The following is a 22,423-nucleotide window of genomic DNA, read 5'->3' on the forward strand; positions in this document are numbered from 1 at the left end:
ATGCTGCGTACCGCGCTGCGGCCCAAGTGGCTGGCGCTGCTGGTGGTTGCGCTGGTGACATGCGGGCTGTTTGCTGCGCTGAGCTGGTGGCAGCTGAACTCGGCGTTTAGCAGCGCGCGGGCACCGGTTGACGCCGATGAGTATCAGCGCGAAGTCCCGCTGGGTCAGCTGCTCGAGCCCGGTGTGGGAGTAACCGAAGAAGCCGCCGGGCGCATGATCGTGGCCGAGGGCTGGCTGGATGGCCGAGATACGGTCGTGGTTGAGGGCCGGCTGCAGGATGGTGCCGAAGGCTATTGGCTGATGGCGCGGCTCATCGTCGCCGATGCCGCACCGGTGGCCGATGTTGCAATTGACGCGCCCGAAACTGTCGCAGGTATGCATCCGAGCATCCCCGTGGCACTCGGTTGGGTCGCTGACCGCGGCCGGGCTCACGAAATCGCTAACAGCCTCCACAATGTTGTGCCGCCATCAGCTGACGATTCCGAAACAGTCAGCGTGGTGGCGCAGCTGCAGCCACCCTCCGAGCCTCGGCCCGCGCGTAAGGCTGCCGATCCGCAAACCGTGCTGACGCTCGCCCCGGGGCAGCTGATCAATCTCTGGTCAGAGTCTTCGCCGGGCTACTACTCGGCCACGCTGGTGAGCGCAAGTATCATCCCTGAGCTTTCGCTGCCGAATGATGTCGAGGCGATCGCACTGGTTGGTGTCGACCAGAGCCTGCAGCTCAACCTGCTCAATATTTTTTATGCCATTGAATGGGTCATCTTCATTGGTATGGCGCTGTATATCTGGTGGCGGCTGGTGCGTGACGAATACCTGGCCGAACGCGCCGCGGCAGCCGAAGCACCTGACCGGTTGGCAGCTGAGATTCGGCGCGAAAAGCTATTGAAAATTGCGGCGCAGCGCGCCGAGGCGACTGATCGAAAGGACGAATCATGAGCGACCAGATAGACCCGCGCACCATTCCGCATCCGCGCGAGTTTCCCACTATCCGGCGCTTTTTGGGTTTTTATAAAATCACCGCCTGGATCACCGGTATTTTGCTGTTGCTGCTGGTGGTCGAGATGGTGCTGAAATACGCCTTCCACCTCGAAATCGAGCTCCTCGGGCCGTTCGGGTTCATCACCACGGTGCCTGAAAACACCGTGGTGGCGGTGAACCTTTCGCGATGGATCCTCATCATTCATGGCTGGTTCTACGTCGTGTATTTGATCGCCAGCTACCTGGTGTGGCAGCGCATGAAATGGGAGCTCGGCTGGTTGCTGGCGATGGCCGGCGGTGGTGTGGTGCCGTTCCTTTCATTCATCACCGAGGCGCTGATGGCCCGCCGTGCAAAGCGGCAATTGGCCGAATACGGCGAATTTTGGGCGGCACACGATGATGAGCAGGCCGAGCTCGACCGCATCGAAGCGTCGCTGAGCGACGCCGAGCGCGCGGCGCTTGACGCCGAGGTCGCCGACGAGGTCAAGCGTCGCGGTGGGGAAGCGGCTGACGTGTAGCGAACGGTGGTGAGTTTTTCTCCAGATTTCGGGGCCAGGATGCTGTGGGGCGCATCCTGGCCCGAAATTTTTCCGCTGAGCTCACTCCGGGGCCACCGGCCCCACCGCGCACGCACGCTCGCGATGCCGGTCAGCGCGGCACCGTGCGGGCAGCTCGCCATTCGGAATACAATGACCGGGTGACTGCCCCAATTGTTACCGAAGCCCGTCCGGTACTCGTCGTCGATTTTGGCGCGCAGTATGCCCAGCTGATCGCGCGCCGCGTGCGCGAAGCCGGTGTGTACAGCGAGCTCGTGCCGAGCACCATCTCTGCCGCGCAGGTGCGCGAAAAAAACCCGGTGGCGATGGTGCTCTCGGGTGGGCCCTCGAGTGTTTATGCCGAAGATGCCCCCGGTTTTGACGCCGAGATTTTTGCGCTGGGTGTTCCGATGCTTGGGATTTGCTACGGCTTCCAGACCATGGCCACTGCCCTCGGCGGCGAGGTCGCCCGCACCGGCAAGCGTGAATATGGCTCGACCGCCGTTCGTCTCGAACCGGTGGAATCGACCCTGTTTGCCGAGCAGCCGCACGACCAGATCGTGTGGATGTCGCACGGTGACTCGGTGGTGCGTGCCCCCGAAGGCTTTACGGTGCTGGCTGCCACCGACGCGACGCCGGTGGCGGCATTCGCCGACGAGCAGCGCAAACTCTATGGCGTGCAGTGGCACCCCGAGGTGCTGCACTCGCAGCACGGCCAGGAGCTCATCGAGTCGTTTTTGCACCGCTCGGCGGGGCTGCCGGCCGACTGGAGCGCGGCCTCGATCATCGATGAGCAGGTTGCCCGCATCCGCGAACAGATCGGTAACGATGAGGTGATCTGCGCACTTTCGGGTGGTGTCGACTCGGCGGTGGCGGCAGCGCTCGTGCAGCGCGCCGTGGGCGAGCAGCTCACCTGCGTGTTCGTCGACCACGGCCTGCTGCGTTCCGGCGAACGCGAACAGGTCGAAAACGACTTTGTGGCAGCAACCGGCGTGCGCCTGGTGGTGGTGGATGCAGTCGACCAGTTCTTGGGTGAACTCGCCGGTGTTACCGACCCCGAAACCAAACGCAAGATCATCGGTCGCGAGTTCATTCGTGTGTTCGAAAAAACAGCTGCCGAACTCGTTGCCGCCTCGCGCACCGATGACATTCCCGGCGAAATCAAATTCCTCGTCCAGGGCACCCTCTACCCGGATGTTGTTGAGTCGGGTGGCGGCACCGGCACCGCGAACATCAAATCGCACCACAATGTTGGCGGGCTTCCCGAAGACATGAAATTTGAGCTCGTTGAGCCGCTGCGCGCGCTGTTTAAGGATGAGGTGCGCGCGATTGGCCGCGAACTCGGTGTTCCCGAGGTGATCGTCGCCCGGCAGCCTTTCCCGGGACCGGGTCTGGGCATCCGCATCATCGGCGAGGTGACTCGTGAGCGGCTCGACCTGCTGCGCGAGGCCGACGCCATTGTGCGCGAAGAGCTCACCGCTGCCGACCTCGACAGCCAGATCTGGCAGTGCCCGGTGGTGCTGCTCGCGGATGTGCGCTCGGTGGGCGTGCAGGGTGACGGTCGCACCTACGGGCACCCGATCGTGCTGCGTCCGGTTTCGAGCGAGGATGCGATGACTGCCGACTGGTCGCGGCTGCCCTACGAGGTGCTCGCACGCATTTCAAACCGCATCACCAACGAGGTGGATGGCATTAACCGAGTGGTGCTCGACGTCACCTCGAAGCCTCCGGGGACTATCGAGTGGGAATAAACAAGCGGGCGGCCTTCGGGCCGCTTTCTTGTTTGCACCGGGCCGTTGGCTTTTAGAGGTTGCGCTGAGCGACGTCGCCGCGCACGGCTCATTCGGCAAATAGCCGCGGCAGCGTTTCGCCGATGCTCGAATGCAGTTCGACCACACCCTCGGCATGCTCGTAGCCGGTAGCATCGCGGTTGATGATCACCACGGGTTTGCCGAGTGAAAGGCATCGCTGGGGGATCGCCGCGATCGGATACACGACCAGCGAGGTGCCGAGCACGAGCAGTGCATCCGATCGGTCAGCCAGCTCAAACGCCGCATCAATATTTGGTAGCGCTTCGCCATACAGCACCACATCCGGGCGCAGTAGCCCGCCGCACTCGCAACGGCACGGGGCCGTCGGTTGCATCTGCTCGCTGGCATCGGCCTGACGCCCGCATCCGGTGCAGTAAAACCGCGTGAGCGAGCCGTGCGCTTCCACCACCCGCTGCGAACCAGCGGCGGCGTGAAGGCCGTCGATGTTTTGCGTGATGATTCCGCCCACCCGCTCTTGCTGCTCGAGCGCGGCCAAGAGTCGATAGGCGGCGTCCGGTTGCACTCCTTGAAAATTGAGATTGGTGCGCAGGTAGTCAAAAAATAGTTCGGGATGCGTTTCAAGGCAGTCGATTGAGAGTAAATACTCGGGCGGGTAGTCGTGTTTGCGGCTATAGAGGCCGGTTGCCGAACGAAAATCAGGGATGCCCGCCTCGGTCGACATGCCCGCGCCGGTCAGCACCGCTATTTGCCGTGCTCCCGAGAGCGCTTGCCGCGCCCGAGTGAGTTTGTCGTTCATCCGATCTCCGCTCCCAGTGCGAAAGCTGTCGTGGTTCCGTTCTAGTTTCGTTGGCCGGCCAATACCGCCGGTGTAGGCTTGGCCGGGTGAAAGCAATTCGTGCTGGTTATACCCGTCATCCCTGGATTGCGCTTTTGCTTGATGCCGCAGTCATCATCATCTTTACCGCAACTGGCCGCGCGAGCCACCATCTTGTATTTGATGTGCTCGAGATTTTGATCACCGCGATGCCGTTTTTGCTCGCGCTGGTAGCGGCATGGATTTTTGTTTGCGCAGCGGGGCAGCTTCGAATCGTGTTGCTCGCGCCCACTCGGCTGTGGGCAGCTGGCGTGATCATCTGGGTGATGACCGTGTTCGGTGGCGTTGGTATTCGCTTGATGACCGGCGACACTGCTGCCTTGCCGTTCGTATTGGTAACCGCTGGCGTGCTGGGCGCATTCTTGCTGTTGCCGAGGCTTTTGTTGCATAGCGACCGGGCGTTTGCTGAGCGGCTGGAGGAGCGCAGCGCGAGCACAGCCTGAGTCGTAACCCCGGCCAGCGTGGCGTAAAGCTGTGGGTGAACATGGCATAAAGCTGGACGGTTTAAGCAGATTTTTTGGGGAACGGTCCGTAAACTGGGCGGAAGTTCTGCCATGACTACGCTTGGAGGCCCTTTCAATGGCTAACGCAGCGCTCGAGCGCAACCCCTATTTCAACGGCACTGCATCACAGCAGCCCGCTTATGCTCAGCAGGGCGGTGCGGCTCAGTTTGGAGCGCAACAGCAGGCGGCTCCCGGCTGGCAGCAGCCCGGCGCTCCGCAGTACGGTGCCCCGCAGTATGGCACCCAAACCGGCTGGCAGCAGCCCGGCCCGCAGCAGCAATATGCCCCTTCGGCGGATGCGCTGAACCACCAGTACGGTATGCCGGCAGCTTCGGCCGACCAGATGGACCGGATGAGCGTTGAAGACACGCTCGCCAAGTCGGCGATGCTCTTCGGCATCGTGTTGGTCACGGCCGTTGTTAACTGGTTCATCACCGTCGCTCAGCCGGCACTCGGCCTGGGTCTTGCGATCGCCGGTTCATTCGCGGCGCTCATCATCGGCCTGGTGCTCGCCTTTGGTAAGCAGGTGCGGGTGCCGCTGATCATGGTCTTCGCGGTCGCTGAGGGGTTGCTCGTCGGCGGCTACTCGGCCTATCTCGAGGCATTTTTCCCCGGCGTTGTGATCCAGGCGGTACTGGCAACCTTCGTGGTGGTCGGCGTCACGCTGGCGCTGTTCACCTCGGGTAAGGTGCGTACCTCGCCGAAGGTGACCAAGTTTTTCCTGATTGCCGGCCTCAGCTACCTGGTGTTCTCGCTCATCAACTTCGGGCTAATGGCGTTCAACGTGATGGACAACCCGTGGGGTATGCGCGGCGTTGAGATCTTCGGTATTCCGCTGGGTGTGTTCCTCGGTATTTTTGCGGTGGTGATGGGCGCCTACATGCTCATCGCCGACTTCGAGTTCATCCAGCAGGGTTCGCGTAACGGTGCGCCGCGCGTGTACGGCTGGTTGGGTGCCTACGCACTGGTGTCGAGTGTGGTGTACATCTACCTCGAACTGCTGCGTCTGATTGCGATTATGCGGTCGAACGACTAGCGTCTGGGCACATCCCAATTTGGGCGCATCCGAACTGTCGCGAGCGGCTACCCGGACGGGTGGCCGCTCGCGCGTTTCTGCCGCTGAACCGGCGCATCCGAGATGGTGAAGATTCGGATGCAATTCGGCGCCGGGTAACCAAATCGTCACCCGCCGTCGAAACACTGTTGGCGTGTCAAGACCGCTCATTATTGGCCATCGCGGGGCGCCCTGTGTGGCGCCCGAACACACTGAGGCAAGCTACCGCGCCGCGTTTGCCGCGGGGGTTGATTTGGTCGAACCCGATGTTGTGGTCAGCAAAGACGGCATCCTGGTGGTGCGGCACGAGCCCGAATTGGGGTCGACCACCGATGTCGCCGAACGGTTCGAGTACGGCGGCAGGCACACGTGCAAACGCGCGGGCCGCATCGCCGAAACGGGTTGGTTTGCTGAGGATTTCACGCTGGCTGAGCTGCGCACCCTGAGCGCCCGTGAGCGTCTGCCGCAGCTGCGTCGTGACAGTGCGGTGGTTGGCGAGCACGCTCGCGGCACCCGGCTCACACAGATTCTTTCGCTGACCGATCTTGTGACGCTCACCCGGCAGACGGCACCGCGGGTGGGGCTCGTGATCGAACTCAAACACGATGGCCGCACGCGGCGGCTGGGATACGACTTTGCCGAATTGCTCGCTGAACAACTTGACGGACTTTGGGATGCGTCACCGCTTCGGGATGTGCGCTGGGAGTGCTTTGAATACGGGTTGCTTGAGCGGATGCGTGAAAAAAATCTGCCGGGCAAACGCATCCTGTTGATTGCGCCGGCGGTGGCTGAACATGATGAGGCCGGGCCGGGATGGTTGTCGGATGCGGCACTCGATCGGGTGGCCGCGCATCACCACGGCATTTCGGTGCATGTTTCGCAGCTCAGCCGCGGCCTGGTGCAGCGCGCCCATCAGCGCGGACTAGAGATTTTTAGTTACACGGTGCGACCCGAACCGCAGTTTTTGCCGCCGGCGTTTGGCGGTAATGCCGCCGACTATCTGCACTATCTCGCCGAAACCGGCGTGGATGCGCTGTTCTGTGATGATCCGGCCGGCGCGATTACCGCGCTCGGCGCCTAGGGATTGTGTCGGAGGTTGCGGATAGGGTTTACGAGACATGTTCAACCTGTTTGCTCCCCAAGTTCCCTCGCATCTAGTCGACGGCCTCAACCCACCTCAGCGTGAGGCGGTGGAGTACCGCGGCGATGCGATGCTCATCATTGCCGGGGCCGGTTCTGGTAAGACCCGTGTGCTGACCCACCGCATCGCCGGCTTGATTGCCACCCGTGAGGCCTGGCCGAGCCAGATTTTGGCGATCACCTTCACGAACAAGGCCGCTGCCGAGATGCGTGAGCGTATCGGTCAGTTGCTCGGTGAAGCCGTTGAGGGGATGTGGGTATCGACCTTCCACTCGGCCTGCGTGCGCATCCTGCGCCGCGAGGCGCCGCGGTTTGGGTATCCGCAGGGCTTCACGATTTACGATGCCGCCGATTCGAAGGCGCTCATGAAACAGATCGTGAAAGCGCTCGAGGCCAAGTCGCTGGGCGTCACCCCGGCGGCCGCGCTGAACCGAATTTCAGGGCTTAAGAATGAGCTGATTGACCCGGACAGTTTTGCGCGCAGCATCGACGGCAGCAATCCGCGCGATACGCTCATTCTCGAAATTTATCGCCGCTATCAGCGGGAATTACAGCGCAATAAGGCATTCGATTTTGATGACCTGATTAGCGAGACAGTGTGGATGTTCCGCAGCTTTCCTGAGGTTGCGGCCCTGTACCGGCGCCGTTTCCGGCACGTGCTGGTGGATGAGTATCAAGACACGAACCACGCCCAATATGCCCTCATTCGTGAGCTCACGCGCCGTACCGAAGCCGAGCACGTTCCGGCCGATACCCGCATCGAACTCGACCCCGACGGTTCGCTACCACCGGCATCTCTCACCGTTGTGGGCGACTCCGACCAGTCGATTTACGCATTCCGTGGCGCGGATATTCGCAACATCACCGAGTTCGAACAAGACTTCCCCGGCGCCAGGGTGGTGTTGCTCGAGCAGAACTACCGTTCAACGCAAAACATTCTCGATGCGGCGAATGCGGTGATCGGCAACAATTTTGACCGGCGCGAAAAAAACCTGTTCACCACGGCCGGTGCTGGCGCAAAAATTGTCGGCTACACCGGTTTTTCGGCGCACGATGAGGCACAGTTCATTGCCGACCAGGTTCACAAGCTGCGTGATGAGGGGTATCGCTACGGCGATATGGCGGTGTTCTACCGCACAAACGCGCAGACCCGTGCGCTCGAAGAAATTTTGATCCGCTCGGCGGTGCCGTACAAACTCATTGGCGGCACGAAGTTCTACGAGCGCGCCGAGGTGAAAGACATCGTGGCCTACCTGCTCACGATCGCCAACCCCGCCGATGAACTTTCGGTGCGGCGCATTATTAATTCCCCAAAGCGCTCGATCGGCCCCGCAACCGAGACCGCGATCTCAAATTTCGCGCGCGAAAACGACATCACCTTCCGCGAGGCGATGGGGCGTGCGGGAGAGCTGGGGCTCGGCCCGAAGGTGACGCGAGCAATTGCCGAGCTCGCCGAAATCCTTGATCGCGCTGAATCCAGTATCGACCCCGACCGCCCGCAGGGGCCGGTTGCGGTTTCGCAGGTACTGATAAACCTGCTGCAAGACATTGGCTATGTCGACAAATTGCGTGCCACGGGCAACCCGCAGGATGAAGCGCGTGCCGAAAACGTAGAAGAACTCGTCAGCGTCGCAAAAGAGTTCGACAAACAGCATCCCGATGGCACCCTTGTCGATTTTCTCACCGAGGTGGCGCTGGTTGCCGCCGCCGATGAAATCGACGACGAATCGGGTGTGGTGTCGCTCATGACGCTGCACACCGCGAAGGGGCTCGAATTTGACGTGGTGTTCATCACCGGAGTTGAAGAGCAGCTGCTGCCGCACCGCATGAGCGCCGACGAACCCGGTGGACTCGCTGAAGAACGGCGCCTGTTCTATGTGGGCATCACTCGCGCGCGGAAGCTGCTGCACCTGACGTTGGCGATGCAGCGCACCACTTTCGGTGAGTCGGCGCCTTCGCTTCCCAGTCGCTTTTTGCAGGAGGTTCCGGATGCGCTGATCGATTGGCGGCAGCCCCCGGGCATGCCGCAAACCCGGCAGCTCGGCAGCAGCGGATTCGGCGGCTCAGCGCGGACGCGGGAATCAGCACAGATGCCTGCCGGCCGGGGGCTCAAAGGCACATTTAAACCGACGCGTGAAAATCAGCGCTTCGCAAACCGGGTCACCGGAGCGGTGCGCGATAATTCGGCGCTTGAACTCGCGACGGGCGATCGTGTAAAACACACCGATTTTGGCGAGGGCACGGTTCGTGCCGTTCTCGGGGCGGGCGCCAAACGCATCGCTGAAATCGACTTTGATGAGGTCGGCCGCAAAAAACTGCTCATCAAGATCGCACCGATCGAAAAGCTCTAAGCATCCACGCTGCTGATCGGAGCCCACCGGCTGCTATCGATCGGCACCCGTAGCTCGCTCGCGCTGCATCCAATCTCCTTCGCCACACCCACAGCGGCCACCAATCGGCACACTTGGTGGTTTGATTGACGTATCACGCAAATATGCAGATCGAGCGCATATTCGCACCAAAAGCAGGGGAGTGGGGCAGCATGCGGTCGGCGCGTGTGGGAGTAATCGGGCTCGGGTCAATCGGCGCGTTCGCGCTCTATGAGCTGGTGAAGCGCGGAGCCGATGTTGTTGGGTTTGAAGCGTTCGGTATCGGCAACGACCTTTCGGCGGTGGGTGGCGAAACCCGCCTTTTTCGACGCCTGTACCGAGAGGGTGCGGCCTATCGCAAGCTGATCGAGCGCTCACTCGAGCTGTGGCGAGAATCGGCCCAGCGGCTGCCCGGCTCGTTTGTGCAGTGCGGCGCGCTTTCGATCGTGCCGCGGGGCTCGATGTACGCCTACGATCTCGAGGCCTATGCCGAAGAGTTTGGCGTGGCCTATGAGGCGCTGGATCCGGACGAAATTGCGACACGATTCCCGCAGTTCGCGCAGGCGCACGGCGATATCGGCTATTTCGACCCCGACGGCGGGTTTGTGCGCACCGACCTGGTGGTACGGGATGCGGCCGACCGGGCGCTCGATCTTGGCGCGACGGTGATCGAAAACCCGGTACGACTCATTGAGCGGCACGGTGACGGGGTGGTGGTGCACACCGAATCGGGTGCGTGGCTATTTAACCGAGTCATTGTTGCCGCCGGTGCCCGCACGGTGCAGATCCTGCCGCAGCTGGCGGCGGTTGCCAGCCCCGAGCTGCAAATCATGACCTGGTTCCAGGCTGATGATCCTGAACTTTTCCGTGCCGGCAGGATGCCCGTGTTCATTCGTGAGGGCGCCGGTTTTCACGCCTATGGCGCACCCTCGCTCGATGGTTTGCACGTGAAGGTTTCGGGCCTGACCGAGCGCCGTCGTGCCGAGTTTACGGGGCTCACTTACGACCAGTTTGTAACGCGCGAAGACCTACTCGCCTGCGAGGCCGGCATTCCTCGGGTGCTGAATGGGATGCATCCGCTGCCGGTGCGCACCGCAATCTATCCCGAGCTGTACGCGCACGACAATCGTTTTATTCTCGATTACGTTGATGACGATCAGCGCATCTTTGCGGCCACCGCGTTCTCGGGCAAGGGCTTCAAAATGGCGAATGCAATCGGTGAGTATATTGCTCGGGTGTTTTTTGACGAGACGCCGATTGACCCTGATTTTCAATTGGCTCGGTTCGGGAACTAACCGCATTCAGAGCGCTCGTAGCTGCGAATAGTTTGGGAGGGGTGCCGTGTCGCGCAGCCGGAACACGGGGATGGTTATTGCGGTGTTAACCGCGATTGCGTTTTCAGGGTCGGGCCCCTTCGCAAAACCGCTGATGCTTGCCGGCTGGTCACCCAACGCGGTGGTTGTGATGCGGTTGGCTGCGGCCGCGCTGGTGGTGATGCCGGTTGCACTGTGGCAGACGCGCGCCGATTTGAGCGTGTGGTGGCGGCGCTGGCGCTGGATTATTGGCTACGGTGCGATCGCGCTGGCGGCGGCGCAGCTGTTTTATTATTCGGCGGTGGCGAGGATGCCGGTGAGTATGGCGCTGCTCATCCAGTACTTGTCGCCGGTTTTGATGCTGATGGCAGCGTGGGGATACACGAAATATCGCCCGGCCGCGCTTTCGCTAGTCGGTTCGGCACTGTCGGTGATCGGGCTCGTGTTTGCCCTGGATGTGTTCGGTTCGGGGGAGGGACTCGACCCGATCGGTATTTTGCTTGCCACCCTGTCGATGCTCGCGGTGTGCGGCTACTACCTGATTGCCGCGGCTATTCCGGATGATTTGCCACCCACCGCGCTCATTGGCGGCGGTTTGGTGGTGGCAGCTTTGGCAACCGGACTCGTCGGTGTTAGTGGTTTGGCGCCGCTGGAATTCCATTTCGGCACGGTCGAGCTGTTGAATCAGCAGGCCCCGTGGTGGGTGTCGATGGCGGTTGTGGTGCTTGTTGGCACCGTCGGCGGCTACCTCGGTGGGGTGGCTGCGGCAAAAATTCTTGGCTCGCGGCTGGCCTCGTTTTTCGGAATTTTGGAGGTGCTCGCGGCGATCGGTGTTTCGGCGATTTTGCTTGCCGAACTGCCTACTTCTAGCCAGCTGATTGGCGCGGCGCTGGTGATTGGCGGTGTGGTGTGCGTGCGACTCGCGCCCGATACGGTCACCGTCGAAGCACCGCTTGGTCCGGTTACCGCACCGATTACGCTGCCGCTCAATGAAGAAGAGTTCGAGGTGTTGCGCGAGCTGGAAGAGGCGGAGCCAATTACCGCCAGCATCCCGGTTATTCGCGACGACTCGACACTCGCCGGGGGAGTCGATCAGTCGGTTGGGCCGACGCTGCCGCAACCCACCGTTGCAGACGAGCCGGGCGCTGAAGACGGGGATGCGCGGCGGTAGCGCTCGCGGCCCAACGAGGGCATTACCGGGCAGCTGTGAAATGCATCCGAATGAAAAACTGACCGTAAGGTTGGGGGCGTTAGACTTCGGGACTGGATGCGTGCCGGCTCACCAGGGTGCGAAGCTGTGGTGCGGTGCCGCGCCTCTAGTTTTTAGTTAGGGCTCGGGTGGATAACCAGCCGAGGAGTCGATCGACGCGGCTCAGCCGCGGATGGGAAGTCAACGTGGATCTTTTCGAGTACCAGGCGCGCGACCTGTTTGAAGCGCACGGCGTTCCGGTGCTGGCCGGTATTGTCGCAGACACCCCCGAAGCAGCGCGCGCTGCCGCTGAGCAGCTGGGCGGCGTGACCGTCGTCAAAGCACAGGTGAAAATCGGTGGTCGCGGTAAGGCCGGTGGCGTCAAGGTGGCAAAGAACCCCGACGAGGCGTTCGCTGCCGCGCAGCAGATACTCGGCCTCGACATCAAGGGGCACATTGTTGAGCGCGTGATGGTTGCAGCCGGTGCCAATATCGCCGAAGAGTACTACTTCTCGGTGCTGCTCGACCGCGCCAACCGCAACTACCTCGCCATGTGCTCGGTCGAGGGCGGTATGGAAATCGAGCAGCTCGCTGCCGAGCGCCCCGAGGCGCTGGCTCGCGTCGCCGTTGACCCGATCGTGGGGATCGATGAGGCGAAGGCCCGCGAAATTGTGGCGCAGGCCGGTTTTGAGGCCGAGACGGCCGAAAAGGTTGTGCCCGTGCTGCAGAAGCTCTACGAGGTGTACCGCGACGAGGATGCAACCCTCGTTGAGGTGAACCCGCTCGTGCTCACCGCCGAGGGCGATGTGATTGCGCTCGACGGTAAGGTCACGCTTGACGACAATGCCGAGTTCCGTCACCCCGACCACGAGTCGCTGCGCGTCGCCGCCGGCGGTCTCGACCCGCTCGAAGAAAAGGCGAAAGCGCACGACCTCAACTACGTCAAACTCGACGGTCAGGTTGGTGTTATCGGTAACGGCGCCGGGCTTGTCATGTCGACGCTCGACGTTGTGGCTGGCGCTGGCGAAAAGCACGGCGGGATGAAGCCCGCGAACTTCCTTGACATCGGTGGCGGCGCGTCGGCCGAGGTGATGGCTGCCGGTCTCGACGTCATTCTCGGCGACGAGCAGGTCAAGAGCGTGTTCGTGAACGTTTTCGGTGGTATCACCGCCTGTGACGCCGTCGCCAACGGTATTGTCGGCGCGCTCAAGACGCTCGGTGACACTGCATCGAAGCCGCTCGTGGTGCGTCTTGACGGCAACAACGTTGAGGCCGGCCGCGCCATCCTCGACGAATTCAACCACCCGCTGGTCACCGTGGTCGCCACCATGGATGAGGCCGCCGACAAGGCCGCTGAGCTCGCAGCAGCTGCCGCCTAGCCCGAAGCTACCGATTAAGGATTTAACAACATGGCAATTTTTCTTGACGAAAACTCAGTCATCATCGTCCAGGGCATCACGGGCTCGGAGGGTTCGAAGCACGCAACCCGCATGCTCGAGGCCGGTGCCAATGTCGTGGGCGGCACGAACCCCCGCAAGGCTGGCCAGACCATCGAGCTCGCCGGTAAAGAACTGCCGATTTTTGGCACCGTAAAAGAAGCGATGGACGCCACCGGCGCCAATGTGTCGGTCATTTTTGTGCCGCCGGCATTCGCCAAGGATGCGATCATCGAGGCCGCCGAGGCTGAGATTGGTCTGGCTGTTGCGATCACCGAGGGTATTCCGGTGCGCGACGCCGCCGAAGCGTTCACTCGCGTGCAGGAAATCGGTAAGACCCGTCTGATCGGCCCCAACTGCCCGGGCATCATCACCCCCGAGGTTTCGCTGGCCGGTATCACTCCCGCCAACATCACCGGCTCGGGCCCGATCGGTCTCGTGTCGAAGTCGGGCACGCTGACCTATCAGATGATGTACGAGCTGCGCGAGATCGGTATTTCGACCGCAATCGGTATTGGTGGCGACCCGGTGATCGGCACCACGCACATTGATGCGCTTGCTGCTTTCGAGGCCGACCCCAACACCAAGGCCATCGTGATGATTGGTGAAATCGGTGGTGACGCTGAGGAACGTGCCGCCGAATACATCAAGGCGAACGTCACCAAGCCCGTTGTTGGCTATGTTGCTGGTTTCACGGCGCCGGAGGGCAAGACCATGGGGCACGCCGGTGCAATTGTTACCGGGTCGGCCGGTACCGCGCAGGCCAAAAAAGAAGCCCTCGAGGCTGCTGGCGTGCGCGTGGGTACCACTCCCACCGAAACTGCCAACATCATGAAGGAGATCTTCGCCGGGCTCTAATCCCAGCGCCTGTTTTAGGTCTTGCACCTCGGGGTCGGCAGCGGCAGCTTCCGACCCCGAGGTGTTTTGTGTGTCGAACGGTCGAGCGTTCAGCGGCGCTCCGGTTCGATGCGGCGTTTGCTGCGCCCGAGTCGACTACTCTCAGAACGCAATGTTTCGGCCACTGACTCTCATCTCACTCATCGCCGACGCTCTGCTCTGCGTCGCGGTGGGACTTGGCGTACCGGCGCTTGTGGGTGCGATCAATTGGCTTGCCACGCAGGGATGGGTTGACACTCCGTTTAGCGCGATCATTACGGCTGCAACCGCGGTTTGGGGGCTCGGGCTGGGCGGTGAGGTGACGTTCACGATTGATCCGGCCACCTACCCGCAGCTCGGGCTTGCCGAGCCGTTCAGCTTCATGGTTTCGGTAGCCCCGCTGCTATTTACGGTGCTTATCGCCGTGTTCGGCTGGCGTGCCGGTGCACGAATGACGATTGATGAAAACGAACTGCCCTGGTTTGAATTTGTGATCGGCGTTGCGGCATTTGTTGGGGCCGCTGTGGTTTCGCTACAGCTCACCACCCCCGATGTGGTGGCCGTCAATGTTACGAGCGCGGTCGTGCCGGGCGCCCTGGCCTGGCTGCTGGCGATGCTTGCCGGGATGCGAGTATGGGAATTCATCCCCTGGGAGCGCTGGCTTGGCGAGAAGACCGATCTTGTGTTCGAACTTGCCGGGCGTGCGGCTCGCGTTGCCGCGGGGCTGGTTGTTGGGGTTTTTGGGTTGGCGTCGCTGGCGCTTTTGGTGGCGTTTTTTATCGGCACCGGACGTGTTATCGCGCTGCAGCAGGCGCTGCAATTGGATATTTCGGGTGTGGTCACCGTGGGGCTTGCGCACCTGGCGTATTTGCCCACCGCTGTGGTGTGGGCAGCGTCGTGGCTGCTCGGCTCGGGTTTCGCGCTCGGTGAGGGAGCGTATTCGCAGCTCGGTGGTACCCACGCCGGTCCGCTGCCGGCGATTCCGCTGCTCGGGCTGGTTCCCGAGGGTGAGCTGCCGGCACTGTGGGCGCTTGTGGCGCTACCGCTGGCGCTGGCAATTGCACTGTGCCTGATCGACCGGATGCTGTCGCCGAATGACGCTGACCGGCCCTGGTATTTGCGGCTGCTGCCCGGTGCTGTTGGCGGACTGCTGGCTGCGGTGGCGCTATCGCTGTGTGGGGTATTGGCGCGTGGTTCGCTTGGCCCCGGTCGGCTGAGTGATTTTGGCCCGCATCCGGGGTGGATGCTCTTGGCTGCGGTTTTGATTTTTATGGTGGCTGCGTGCGTGGGCACTTTCGTGCCGCTTGAGATGATCGGGATGGATGCTGCCGCTAAGGTGCTGCGGCCGGCCCCGGTAGCCTCGACCGCAACCCAACAGGGCGAGACTGTGACTTCGCCCGCGGCCCGCGAACCGGCCGAAGCGAAGCCGCCAGTGTCGCCAGTTTGGCCGGGGTCGCCGGGGGAGACAGTGTTACCGGTGTCGTCTCGGGAACCGGGGCTGTCGTGGTTTACCGATGACCCGTTCGAGGCTGAGCCGTACGCGGCCGAGATTGATGAGCACTACCCGGTCGCACAACCAGAGGTCAGTCAGCCAGAGGGGAGCGGCGATAGGGCGAAACGGCCGGATGCGCACTGGTCGCGAGCGGACGGCTCTGCTGCCGTGGATGCGAGCGAAGGCGCGGCCGGTGACGGCCGAAAGGCCCAGCGCCGCGACCCGAAAGAGGTGTCTCGCCGCGATCTGTCTGAAGTGCTGCGGCGCCCCGATGAGCCCGATATTTACGCCGATCTCGATGAGGATCTCTAATCGGGGGCGGTTGTCTCGCCGCCGCCCATCGGCGCCGGCGCGATAAGCTGGAGCGGTGCTGAAGCTCGTAGTTCTTATCTCTGGGTCGGGAACGAACCTGCAGGCGCTACTCGAAGCGCTCGAGGCATCGCAGGCCACACCAAACCCGATCGCCGCTCGCGTGGTCGCAATCGGTGCCGACTCACCGCGAGCTAACTTGGCCTTCGCAGACGAACTTGGCATTCCAGCTTTTATCGTCAACCCGGCCGACTACGACAGTCGCGCCAGCTGGGGCGACGCGCTACTCGAAGCAGTGCAGCAGCACCAGCCCGACCTCACCGTGCTCAGTGGCTTTATGCGCCTGGTGCCGCCGCGGTTTGTGGCGGCCCTGGCACCGGCACTGCTCAACACGCATCCGGCCTACCTACCTGAATTTCCCGGCGCACACGCGGTGCGCGACGCCCTCGCAGCCGGCGCCACCCAGACCGGGGCCACCATCATGATCGTCGACAACGGTGTCGACACCGGCCCAATCATTGATCAGGTTCGCATCCTCATCGAACCCGACGATCACGAAACTACACTTCACAACCGCATCAAAGTAGCCGAACGAAAGCTACTCATCGACACGGTGCGCGGCATCGCCGACGGCACCATCAACCTGGAGGAAATCACGGCATGAGCGCCCCTAAAATCACCGAACCACGTCGGGAACGCGACCGAATCACCGTTCGCCGCGCGCTCATTAGCGTGAGCGACAAAACCCGTGTCGAAGAACTCGCCGCCGCAATCCACGCCGCCGGCGCCGAAATTGTTTCGACCGGCTCCACCGCATCCCGCATCCGTGAGGCCGGCATCCCCGTAACCGATGCCGCCGAGGTAACCGGATTCCCTGAAATTCTTGACGGCCGCGTAAAAACCCTGCACCCGCACGTTCACGGCGGGCTGCTCGCCGACCTGCGTCTCGCCTCGCACGAACAGCAGCTCGACGAACTTGGCATCGCGCCGTTCGAACTCGTCGTCGTCAACCTGTACCCCTTCGCCCAAACCATCGCCGCCGGCGCCGAATACGACGACGCGGTTGAACAGATCGACATCGGCGGCCCGGCCATGGTGCGCGCCGCAGCGAAAAACCACGCCAATGTGGCGATCGTCGTCAACCCCGACCGCTACGACGACATCATCGCCGCGCTCGCGGCTGGCGGCACCACCTACCAGCAGCGCCGCGAACTCGCATCCGCAGCATTCGCGCACACCGCCGAATACGACACCACCGTCGCCAACTGGTTTGCTGAACAACTCGCCACCGACGAGCCCGAAACCGGCGGCACTCTCCCCGCCCGGCTCGAAGTGGCGGCCACCCGCGCCGCCGAGCTGCGCTACGGCGAAAACTCGCACCAGCAGGCCGCCCTCTACACCTTCGACGGCGGTGCCGGCATCGCCCAGGCAACACAGCTGCACGGTAAAGAAATGTCGTACAACAACTACGTTGACGCCGACGCAGCCCTGCGCGCAGCCTACGACTTCACGGTGCCAGCAGTGGCCATCATCAAACACGCCAACCCCTGCGGTATTGCCATCGCTCCCGCCGGGCTCGATGACGCCGCCGCCATCGCCGAAGCACACCGCCGGGCCCACGCCTGCGACCCGCTCTCGGCATTCGGCGGGGTAGTGGCAGCCAACCGCGAAGTGTCACTCGAAATGGCTCAGACCCTCAGCGAAATTTTTACCGAAGTGGTTGTAGCCCCGAGCTTTGCCGCCGAAGCGGTCGAAGTGCTCGCCAAGAAGAAAAATATCCGCCTGCTGCAGCTGCCCGCCGGCTACCGCCGCGAAGACACCGAGCTGCGGCAGATCTCCGGCGGCCTGCTCGCACAAACCCCCGACCGTTTCCCGGCAGCGGGGTTCTCGGCTAACTGGGAACTCGTCACCGGCCCCGCCGCTGACGTCGAAACCCTGCGCGATCTCGAATTTGCGTGGATCGCCTCGCGCGCCGTGAAATCGAATGCGATTTTGCTCGCCAACCAGGGCGCCTCGGTGGGCGTCGGCATGGGGCAGGTGAACCGGGTCGACTCGTGTCACCTCGCGGTGAGTCGCGCTGGCGACCGCGCACAGGGTGCCGTGGCCGCATCCGACGCGTTTTTCCCGTTCGCAGACGGCCTGCAGGTACTCATTGACGGTGGCGTGCGCGCCGTCGTGCAGCCGGGCGGTTCGATCCGCGACGATGAAGTGAAAGCCGCCGCCGAAGCGGCCGGGCTCACCATGTACTTCACCGGTGAGCGCCACTTCTTCCACTAGGAAAGCGCCGCTCGCAAAAACCCGCACCTCGGCTGTCGCACGGTCTGCAACAACCGCCGTGCGGCAGCATCCCGCCAGACTGACAACCAGACTGAAAGAAGCTCCGTGGCCCGTATCGCTCAACCCACCCACGCCGCACTGGGAGCCGCACTCGCGGCCGCGGCCGTAACCCTCGCCGGCACCCTGCTCATCACGAACCAGCGTGACCTCACCTTCGTGCTCTCACCCTTCGAGACGTTCGGTCGGGCACTCGGGGTGGCCGCAATGCCGGTGCTGTTCTACCTGGTGCTGATGTTTGTAGCGGGCGCGCTCGGCTGGCTGCGCAGCTGGTGGCAGGGCGCATTGGCGGGACTCGTATCGGTGGTTGTCGGCGGCGCGCTCGGGCACGTCATCCTCATCATCACCAATGGTGCGCAGCTTGATGGCGCAGCCTGGGGCGCCGTGTTCGCCGAGTTTTTTGGACTGAGCTTCCCCTACGCCATGACCGGTATTTTGACCGCGGCACTGCTGGCACCGCCGGTGTACCGCTCGCTCGCGTGGCTGCAACCAGGCACGCAGCGCCTGGTCGGCAATGTTGCAGCCCCGGTTTCAACGAGCGCCGCAGGTTCGGCATTCGTGCGCATCCCGTCGCAGGCGATGCTCGACGCCGCCGCCAACGATGACGCCCGCGAAGCACTCAACGCCCAGTGGGAAGCGATGGTCGCAGCGTTTGAATCACACGGCTGGGGCACCGAGGCAATTGCCGAGGCTGCGCACGAACAGCAGTCGGTTTTCGTTGGGGATGCGGCACTCGTCATCGGTGAACAGGTTGTGCTCGCACGGCCCAAACAGGATGCTCGCCGTGCCGAACTCGCCGATGTGCGCGAGGTGCTCGTGGGCGCCGGCGCGGTGCTGGAAGAGCTCGAGGCGCCGGCGTTTTTTGACCCGGCCGATGTGTTGGTGAGTGACACTACCGTCTATGTGGGTGTGGGCGGGGCAACCAACGCGAGCGCGGTGCGGCAGCTGCGTCGCCTGGTCACGCCCCGCGGTTACCGAGTGGTATCGGTGCCGGTGGTTTCGGGGATGCATCTGAGCGAGGTGGCCTCGGTGCTACCAGACGGTGCCGTGCTGGTGTGGCCGGCCGCGATTGCGCTGCCGGAGACGCTTGGCGGGTTCATCCCGGTGCCCGAAGCTCGCGGCGCGGCGACGGTTGCGTTCGATGAGTACACCATCGGGGTGTCGGCCGCCGCTCCCGAAACCGCCGAGCTGATTCGCGGTCTGGGATACGACGTGGTCGAGCTGGAAATCAGTGAGTTTGAGGCGGCTGGTGGCTCGTTGCCGCGGCTCTCGCTTCGCTCTCGCGACTAGTGTTCGTGAGGCCCGTTGCTTATTTAAGTAACGGGCTGTTCGGGCGACCGGCCGCTTAGGCGACCGGTTGCTCGCGCGGCGCAAGCTACTTATAGGGGCAGAGCGGACGGCGCGCCGCTGCTACTGCATGATGCGACGCTCGCCGATGACCTCACCGTAGGGGGTCTCGCCGACGACCTTGAAACCCATCGCTTCAAAGAACCGGCCGGGACCGAGGTCACCGTCTTCCCACACCGCGATCACGCGGTCAAAGCCGCGGTTGAGCGCCTCGGTGAGCACCGCATTAACTGCGAACGCTCCCACACCCTGGCGCTGGTGGCCGGCATCAACGTTCATGCGCAGGATCGTTGAGCGAAAAAGCTCGTCTTCTGCATCCGGGTCGAAAGTGGCCATGATGAAGCCCACGACTTCACCATCGGCCTCGACAACGCGCGGCCACATGGTGTCTTGATTGACGTACGCCTCTGAGATTGAGTGCGAGACCGGAGCGACGAATGCTTCCTGCCCGGGCTTCAGCGTCAAGGTATTGGCTGCCACAACATTGTCAGCGGTAAGTGGAGTAATTCGCAGCTCAGTCATAGCTCGAGCCTACCCGCTGTAGGTAACGCTTCACAGAAACCTCACTGTGCACCGGCTGGGGTTGTGCTTGCTGACCACACGGCCAGTAACAGGTGTTCTCGAGCCGTACGGCACTAGCATGGCCAGGTAATGGCGCACATCCCAATCGGGTTGCGCTCGCGGCTTTCGATACTCACCGGTATTGATGTTCGATTCGGCTCATGCACTCGCTGGAGGTTGTTCGTGACACGTGATTCAAGTGACGCACTGCACGGTTTGATCGCGCTGGTTCGCCTTGACGGTAAGGGTGAATTGCGTGAGGGGATGCACGTTGAGCGTTTCGAAGCCGCCGACGCCGACTCGGTGCGTGAACTGGTGCTCACCAGGGCGATGGAGCGTGCCGCTGAGCTCGGTGAAGACCTCGATGTGCGCACGATTGATGTTGATGCGGTTTACCCGCTGCGAGTGAGCGCGAGCGGTGGGCTCGACCAGGTGGGCGATCCCGAGCCACTGCAGCCGGGCGACACCGACCTCGCGCCAGATACCGAGTCGCTGCACGAGACAGTCTCGCTGCCACGAACCTCGATGATGGCGGCCCTGCAGGCTGAACCAGAATCGGCGCCCCAACCGGCGGAATCAAAGCCTGCTGTGCACAGCGACACCGATCTCGATGATGAGCCGCTGTTGTTGCAAGAGCCCGAGACCGTCGACGAGCCTGACGACAGCGCGAGCACGGCCACGGCCGGTGCGCATCCGAAAGATGACGACAGCGCCGCTCCGGAAACTGACGAGGTGCCGATCGTCGCCAATATGTTTGCTGAGGATGACGAAGACAGCGGCGCCACCGTCGACGAGTACCACGATGAGGGGCTCGACCACGACTTCGACGACCTTGATGAGGATGAGTTGGAAGCCGAGACCGCAGACGCTACGGCTGACGACGAGTGGTCACCCGTGTTCGCGCGGGATGCGCGTGCCGCCGCGGCGGCCGCCGCGCAGCGCGATCAGACGGATGCAAATCTGACTGCCGAGTCTGCACAGAGCGAGTCTGCACAGAGCGAGTTTGCACCGAGCGATTCTGAGACAGGAGAACACGGGACGGCTGAATCAGCGCCGGCCGAATCAGAAGCGTCTGCACCGGCGAAAGCGCAGCCAGCGCCAACCGCTCAGTCAGGCGCATCCCGGCCGACCGCAACCGCTGGCAGAGCCGGTGGCCCGGCCGGCGCACCGACGCTTGACGACTTTTTTGCCGACGCGCAGCGACCCCGCAAACGGGTTGCTGAAACCGGCTGGCGGGCAGGCCTGCGCAAACTTACCGGCGGCCTCATCACCCTGCCTCCAGGGCGTGCCGAGCGCACCGAAAACGACGATATCGAGGCCATCCAGCGCAGCTTCGATGGGCCGCGCACCATCGTGGTGGTCAATCCCAAGGGTGGCGCCCACAAAACCACCACAACGCTCATGATCGCCGCAATGTTCGGTATCTACCGTGGCGGCTCCACCCTGGCCTGGGACAACAACGAAACCCGCGGTACCCTCGGCTGGCGGTCACGCCCCGCCAATCACTCGAACACCGCTGTTGATCTGCTGCGCGAACTGCCGAAATTCGAAATTTCCGGCGGTGCCTCGATCAACGAGCTCGACCAGTACGTGCGCAACCAGGGCCACGCCCGGTTCGACGTGCTCGCCAGCGACGACGATGCCGCCAGCGCGGCCATCATTGACGACGATGCGTTTAGCCGCCTGCACCGGGCACTGAGCCGCTTCTACCGCATCATGGTCATCGACACCGGCAACAATATGCGGGCATCGAACTGGGAAGCCGCGGTCGACGCAGCCGACCAGCTCGTGATCGTTTCGACCTCGCGTGAAGACACCGCCGCATCGGCCGCGTGGCTGGCCGACGGGCTGCGCGAGCGCGGCCTCGGCGACAAACTCGCCAACGCCGTCACAATCATTTCGGCCCCCTCGGCAAAAGAAGACTCCGAGCGCACGAGCCGACTCGCGACCCACTTCTCGCAGCTGACCCGCGTGGTGCTTTCGGTGCCGTATGACGAAGAATTTGTTGGTGGCGGCGAGCTTGATGTGCGCTCACTCAAGCCCACAACCCGGGATGCCTGGCGGCGCGTAACCGCCGAAATCGCGCGTGGGCTCTAGCTGTAGTTGGTCATGACGTTGTCGACACGGGTGTGGAGGCGTGAGGCCGGTGGCTGGTCACTGCAGGCGGTGTGGGGTCGATGATAGTTGTAGTGATGGTTCCAGGCTTTAAGAGTTTCTCGTCGCTGTTGTTCTGACGTGTAGGGCCGGGCATAGAGGCACTCGTCAGCCAACAGCCGGTTGTAGCGTTCAACTTTGCCGTTGTGTCGTGGCGTGTACGGGCGGGTGTGTTGATGCCGGCCG

Annotated in this window: 19 protein-coding genes; 16 read left to right on the forward strand and 3 right to left on the reverse strand. The window is 62.7% G+C overall.

Translation table 11 applies throughout. The annotated features are described in order from the left end of the window. From JMV54_RS08865 to guaA, 3 genes are all read left to right on the forward strand, one after another. Window positions 1-936, forward strand: a complete 936-nt coding sequence (locus tag JMV54_RS08865; protein WP_201518555.1) for an SURF1 family cytochrome oxidase biogenesis protein — start codon at window positions 1-3, stop codon at window positions 934-936. Then, entirely contained in the window at window positions 933-1,496 is a 564-nt protein-coding gene (locus JMV54_RS08870) for a DUF3817 domain-containing protein (RefSeq protein ID WP_201518556.1), read from the forward strand. Before JMV54_RS08865 ends, JMV54_RS08870 begins: the two co-directional genes overlap by 4 nt. Window positions 1,497-1,675: 179 nt before the next feature. After that, a complete protein-coding gene (gene guaA, locus JMV54_RS08875) occupies window positions 1,676-3,265 on the forward strand; it encodes a glutamine-hydrolyzing GMP synthase (RefSeq protein WP_201518557.1) in 1,590 nt (529 codons plus the stop codon). An 88-nt stretch (window positions 3,266-3,353) separates the two neighbouring features. Here guaA and JMV54_RS08880 read toward each other — a convergent pair whose 3' ends face one another. Further along, entirely contained in the window at window positions 3,354-4,082 is a 729-nt protein-coding gene (locus JMV54_RS08880; RefSeq protein ID WP_201518558.1) for an NAD-dependent protein deacylase, read from the reverse strand. A gap of 86 nt (window positions 4,083-4,168) precedes the next feature. Between JMV54_RS08880 and JMV54_RS08885 the strand changes: the two genes are divergently transcribed. The 12 genes from JMV54_RS08885 to JMV54_RS08940 all read left to right on the forward strand — a co-directional run bounded on the left by JMV54_RS08885 (window position 4,169) and on the right by JMV54_RS08940 (window position 19,465). Continuing rightward, window positions 4,169-4,603, forward strand: coding sequence for a DUF3054 domain-containing protein (locus JMV54_RS08885; protein WP_201518559.1), 435 nt, complete (start codon window positions 4,169-4,171; stop codon window positions 4,601-4,603). Window positions 4,604-4,739: 136 nt separating this feature from the next. Then, on the forward strand, window positions 4,740-5,699 hold the full coding sequence (locus JMV54_RS08890) for a Bax inhibitor-1/YccA family protein (RefSeq protein ID WP_201518560.1): 960 nt from the start codon (window positions 4,740-4,742) through the stop codon (window positions 5,697-5,699). 172 nt (window positions 5,700-5,871) lie between these two features. Beyond that, a complete protein-coding gene (locus tag JMV54_RS08895) occupies window positions 5,872-6,798 on the forward strand; it encodes a glycerophosphodiester phosphodiesterase family protein (protein WP_201518561.1) in 927 nt (308 codons plus the stop codon). A 37-nt stretch (window positions 6,799-6,835) separates the two neighbouring features. Further along, the gene (locus JMV54_RS08900; protein ID WP_201518562.1) at window positions 6,836-9,208 is read left to right on the forward strand and encodes an ATP-dependent helicase; all 2,373 of its coding nucleotides are present in this window, start codon (window positions 6,836-6,838) and stop codon (window positions 9,206-9,208) included. Between the two features lie 191 nt (window positions 9,209-9,399). Further along, on the forward strand, window positions 9,400-10,521 hold the full coding sequence (locus JMV54_RS08905; RefSeq protein WP_201518563.1) for an FAD-dependent oxidoreductase: 1,122 nt from the start codon (window positions 9,400-9,402) through the stop codon (window positions 10,519-10,521). Between the two features lie 46 nt (window positions 10,522-10,567). Beyond that, window positions 10,568-11,710 (forward strand): DMT family transporter, encoded by a 1,143-nt coding sequence (locus JMV54_RS08910; RefSeq protein WP_201518564.1) that lies wholly within the window; start codon window positions 10,568-10,570, stop codon window positions 11,708-11,710. A gap of 224 nt (window positions 11,711-11,934) precedes the next feature. Next, window positions 11,935-13,107: an ADP-forming succinate--CoA ligase subunit beta gene (gene sucC / locus JMV54_RS08915; protein WP_201518565.1), complete on the forward strand. Its 1,173-nt coding sequence runs from the start codon at window positions 11,935-11,937 to the stop codon at window positions 13,105-13,107. A gap of 30 nt (window positions 13,108-13,137) precedes the next feature. After that, the gene (gene sucD, locus JMV54_RS08920; protein ID WP_201518566.1) at window positions 13,138-14,022 is read left to right on the forward strand and encodes a succinate--CoA ligase subunit alpha; all 885 of its coding nucleotides are present in this window, start codon (window positions 13,138-13,140) and stop codon (window positions 14,020-14,022) included. Window positions 14,023-14,173: 151 nt separating this feature from the next. Continuing rightward, a complete protein-coding gene (locus JMV54_RS08925) occupies window positions 14,174-15,844 on the forward strand; it encodes a cell division protein PerM (protein ID WP_201518567.1) in 1,671 nt (556 codons plus the stop codon). A gap of 55 nt (window positions 15,845-15,899) precedes the next feature. Beyond that, a complete protein-coding gene (gene purN, locus JMV54_RS08930; RefSeq protein WP_201518568.1) occupies window positions 15,900-16,505 on the forward strand; it encodes a phosphoribosylglycinamide formyltransferase in 606 nt (201 codons plus the stop codon). Beyond that, entirely contained in the window at window positions 16,502-18,118 is a 1,617-nt protein-coding gene (gene purH, locus JMV54_RS08935) for a bifunctional phosphoribosylaminoimidazolecarboxamide formyltransferase/IMP cyclohydrolase (protein WP_201518569.1), read from the forward strand. Before purN ends, purH begins: the two co-directional genes overlap by 4 nt. A gap of 105 nt (window positions 18,119-18,223) precedes the next feature. Continuing rightward, complete coding sequence (locus JMV54_RS08940) at window positions 18,224-19,465, forward strand: dimethylarginine dimethylaminohydrolase family protein (RefSeq protein ID WP_201518570.1); 1,242 nt, start codon at window positions 18,224-18,226, stop codon at window positions 19,463-19,465. A 120-nt stretch (window positions 19,466-19,585) separates the two neighbouring features. Here the strand turns inward: JMV54_RS08940 and JMV54_RS08945 are convergent, their stop codons facing one another. Continuing rightward, window positions 19,586-20,044, reverse strand: a complete 459-nt coding sequence (locus tag JMV54_RS08945) for a GNAT family N-acetyltransferase (RefSeq protein ID WP_201518571.1) — start codon at window positions 20,042-20,044, stop codon at window positions 19,586-19,588. A gap of 222 nt (window positions 20,045-20,266) precedes the next feature. On the opposite strand from JMV54_RS08945, the gene JMV54_RS08950 reads away from it, so the two are divergent. Further along, entirely contained in the window at window positions 20,267-22,180 is a 1,914-nt protein-coding gene (locus JMV54_RS08950) for a hypothetical protein (RefSeq protein ID WP_201518572.1), read from the forward strand. Here the strand turns inward: JMV54_RS08950 and JMV54_RS08955 are convergent. Then, on the reverse strand, window positions 22,177-22,423 hold a 247-nt coding region (locus JMV54_RS08955; protein WP_201518573.1), incomplete at its 5' end, for an integrase core domain-containing protein. The genes JMV54_RS08950 and JMV54_RS08955 overlap by 4 nt on opposite strands.

This window comes from Gulosibacter hominis (genome assembly GCF_904842695.1).
GTDB classification, from domain to species: domain Bacteria; phylum Actinomycetota; class Actinomycetes; order Actinomycetales; family Microbacteriaceae; genus Gulosibacter; species Gulosibacter hominis.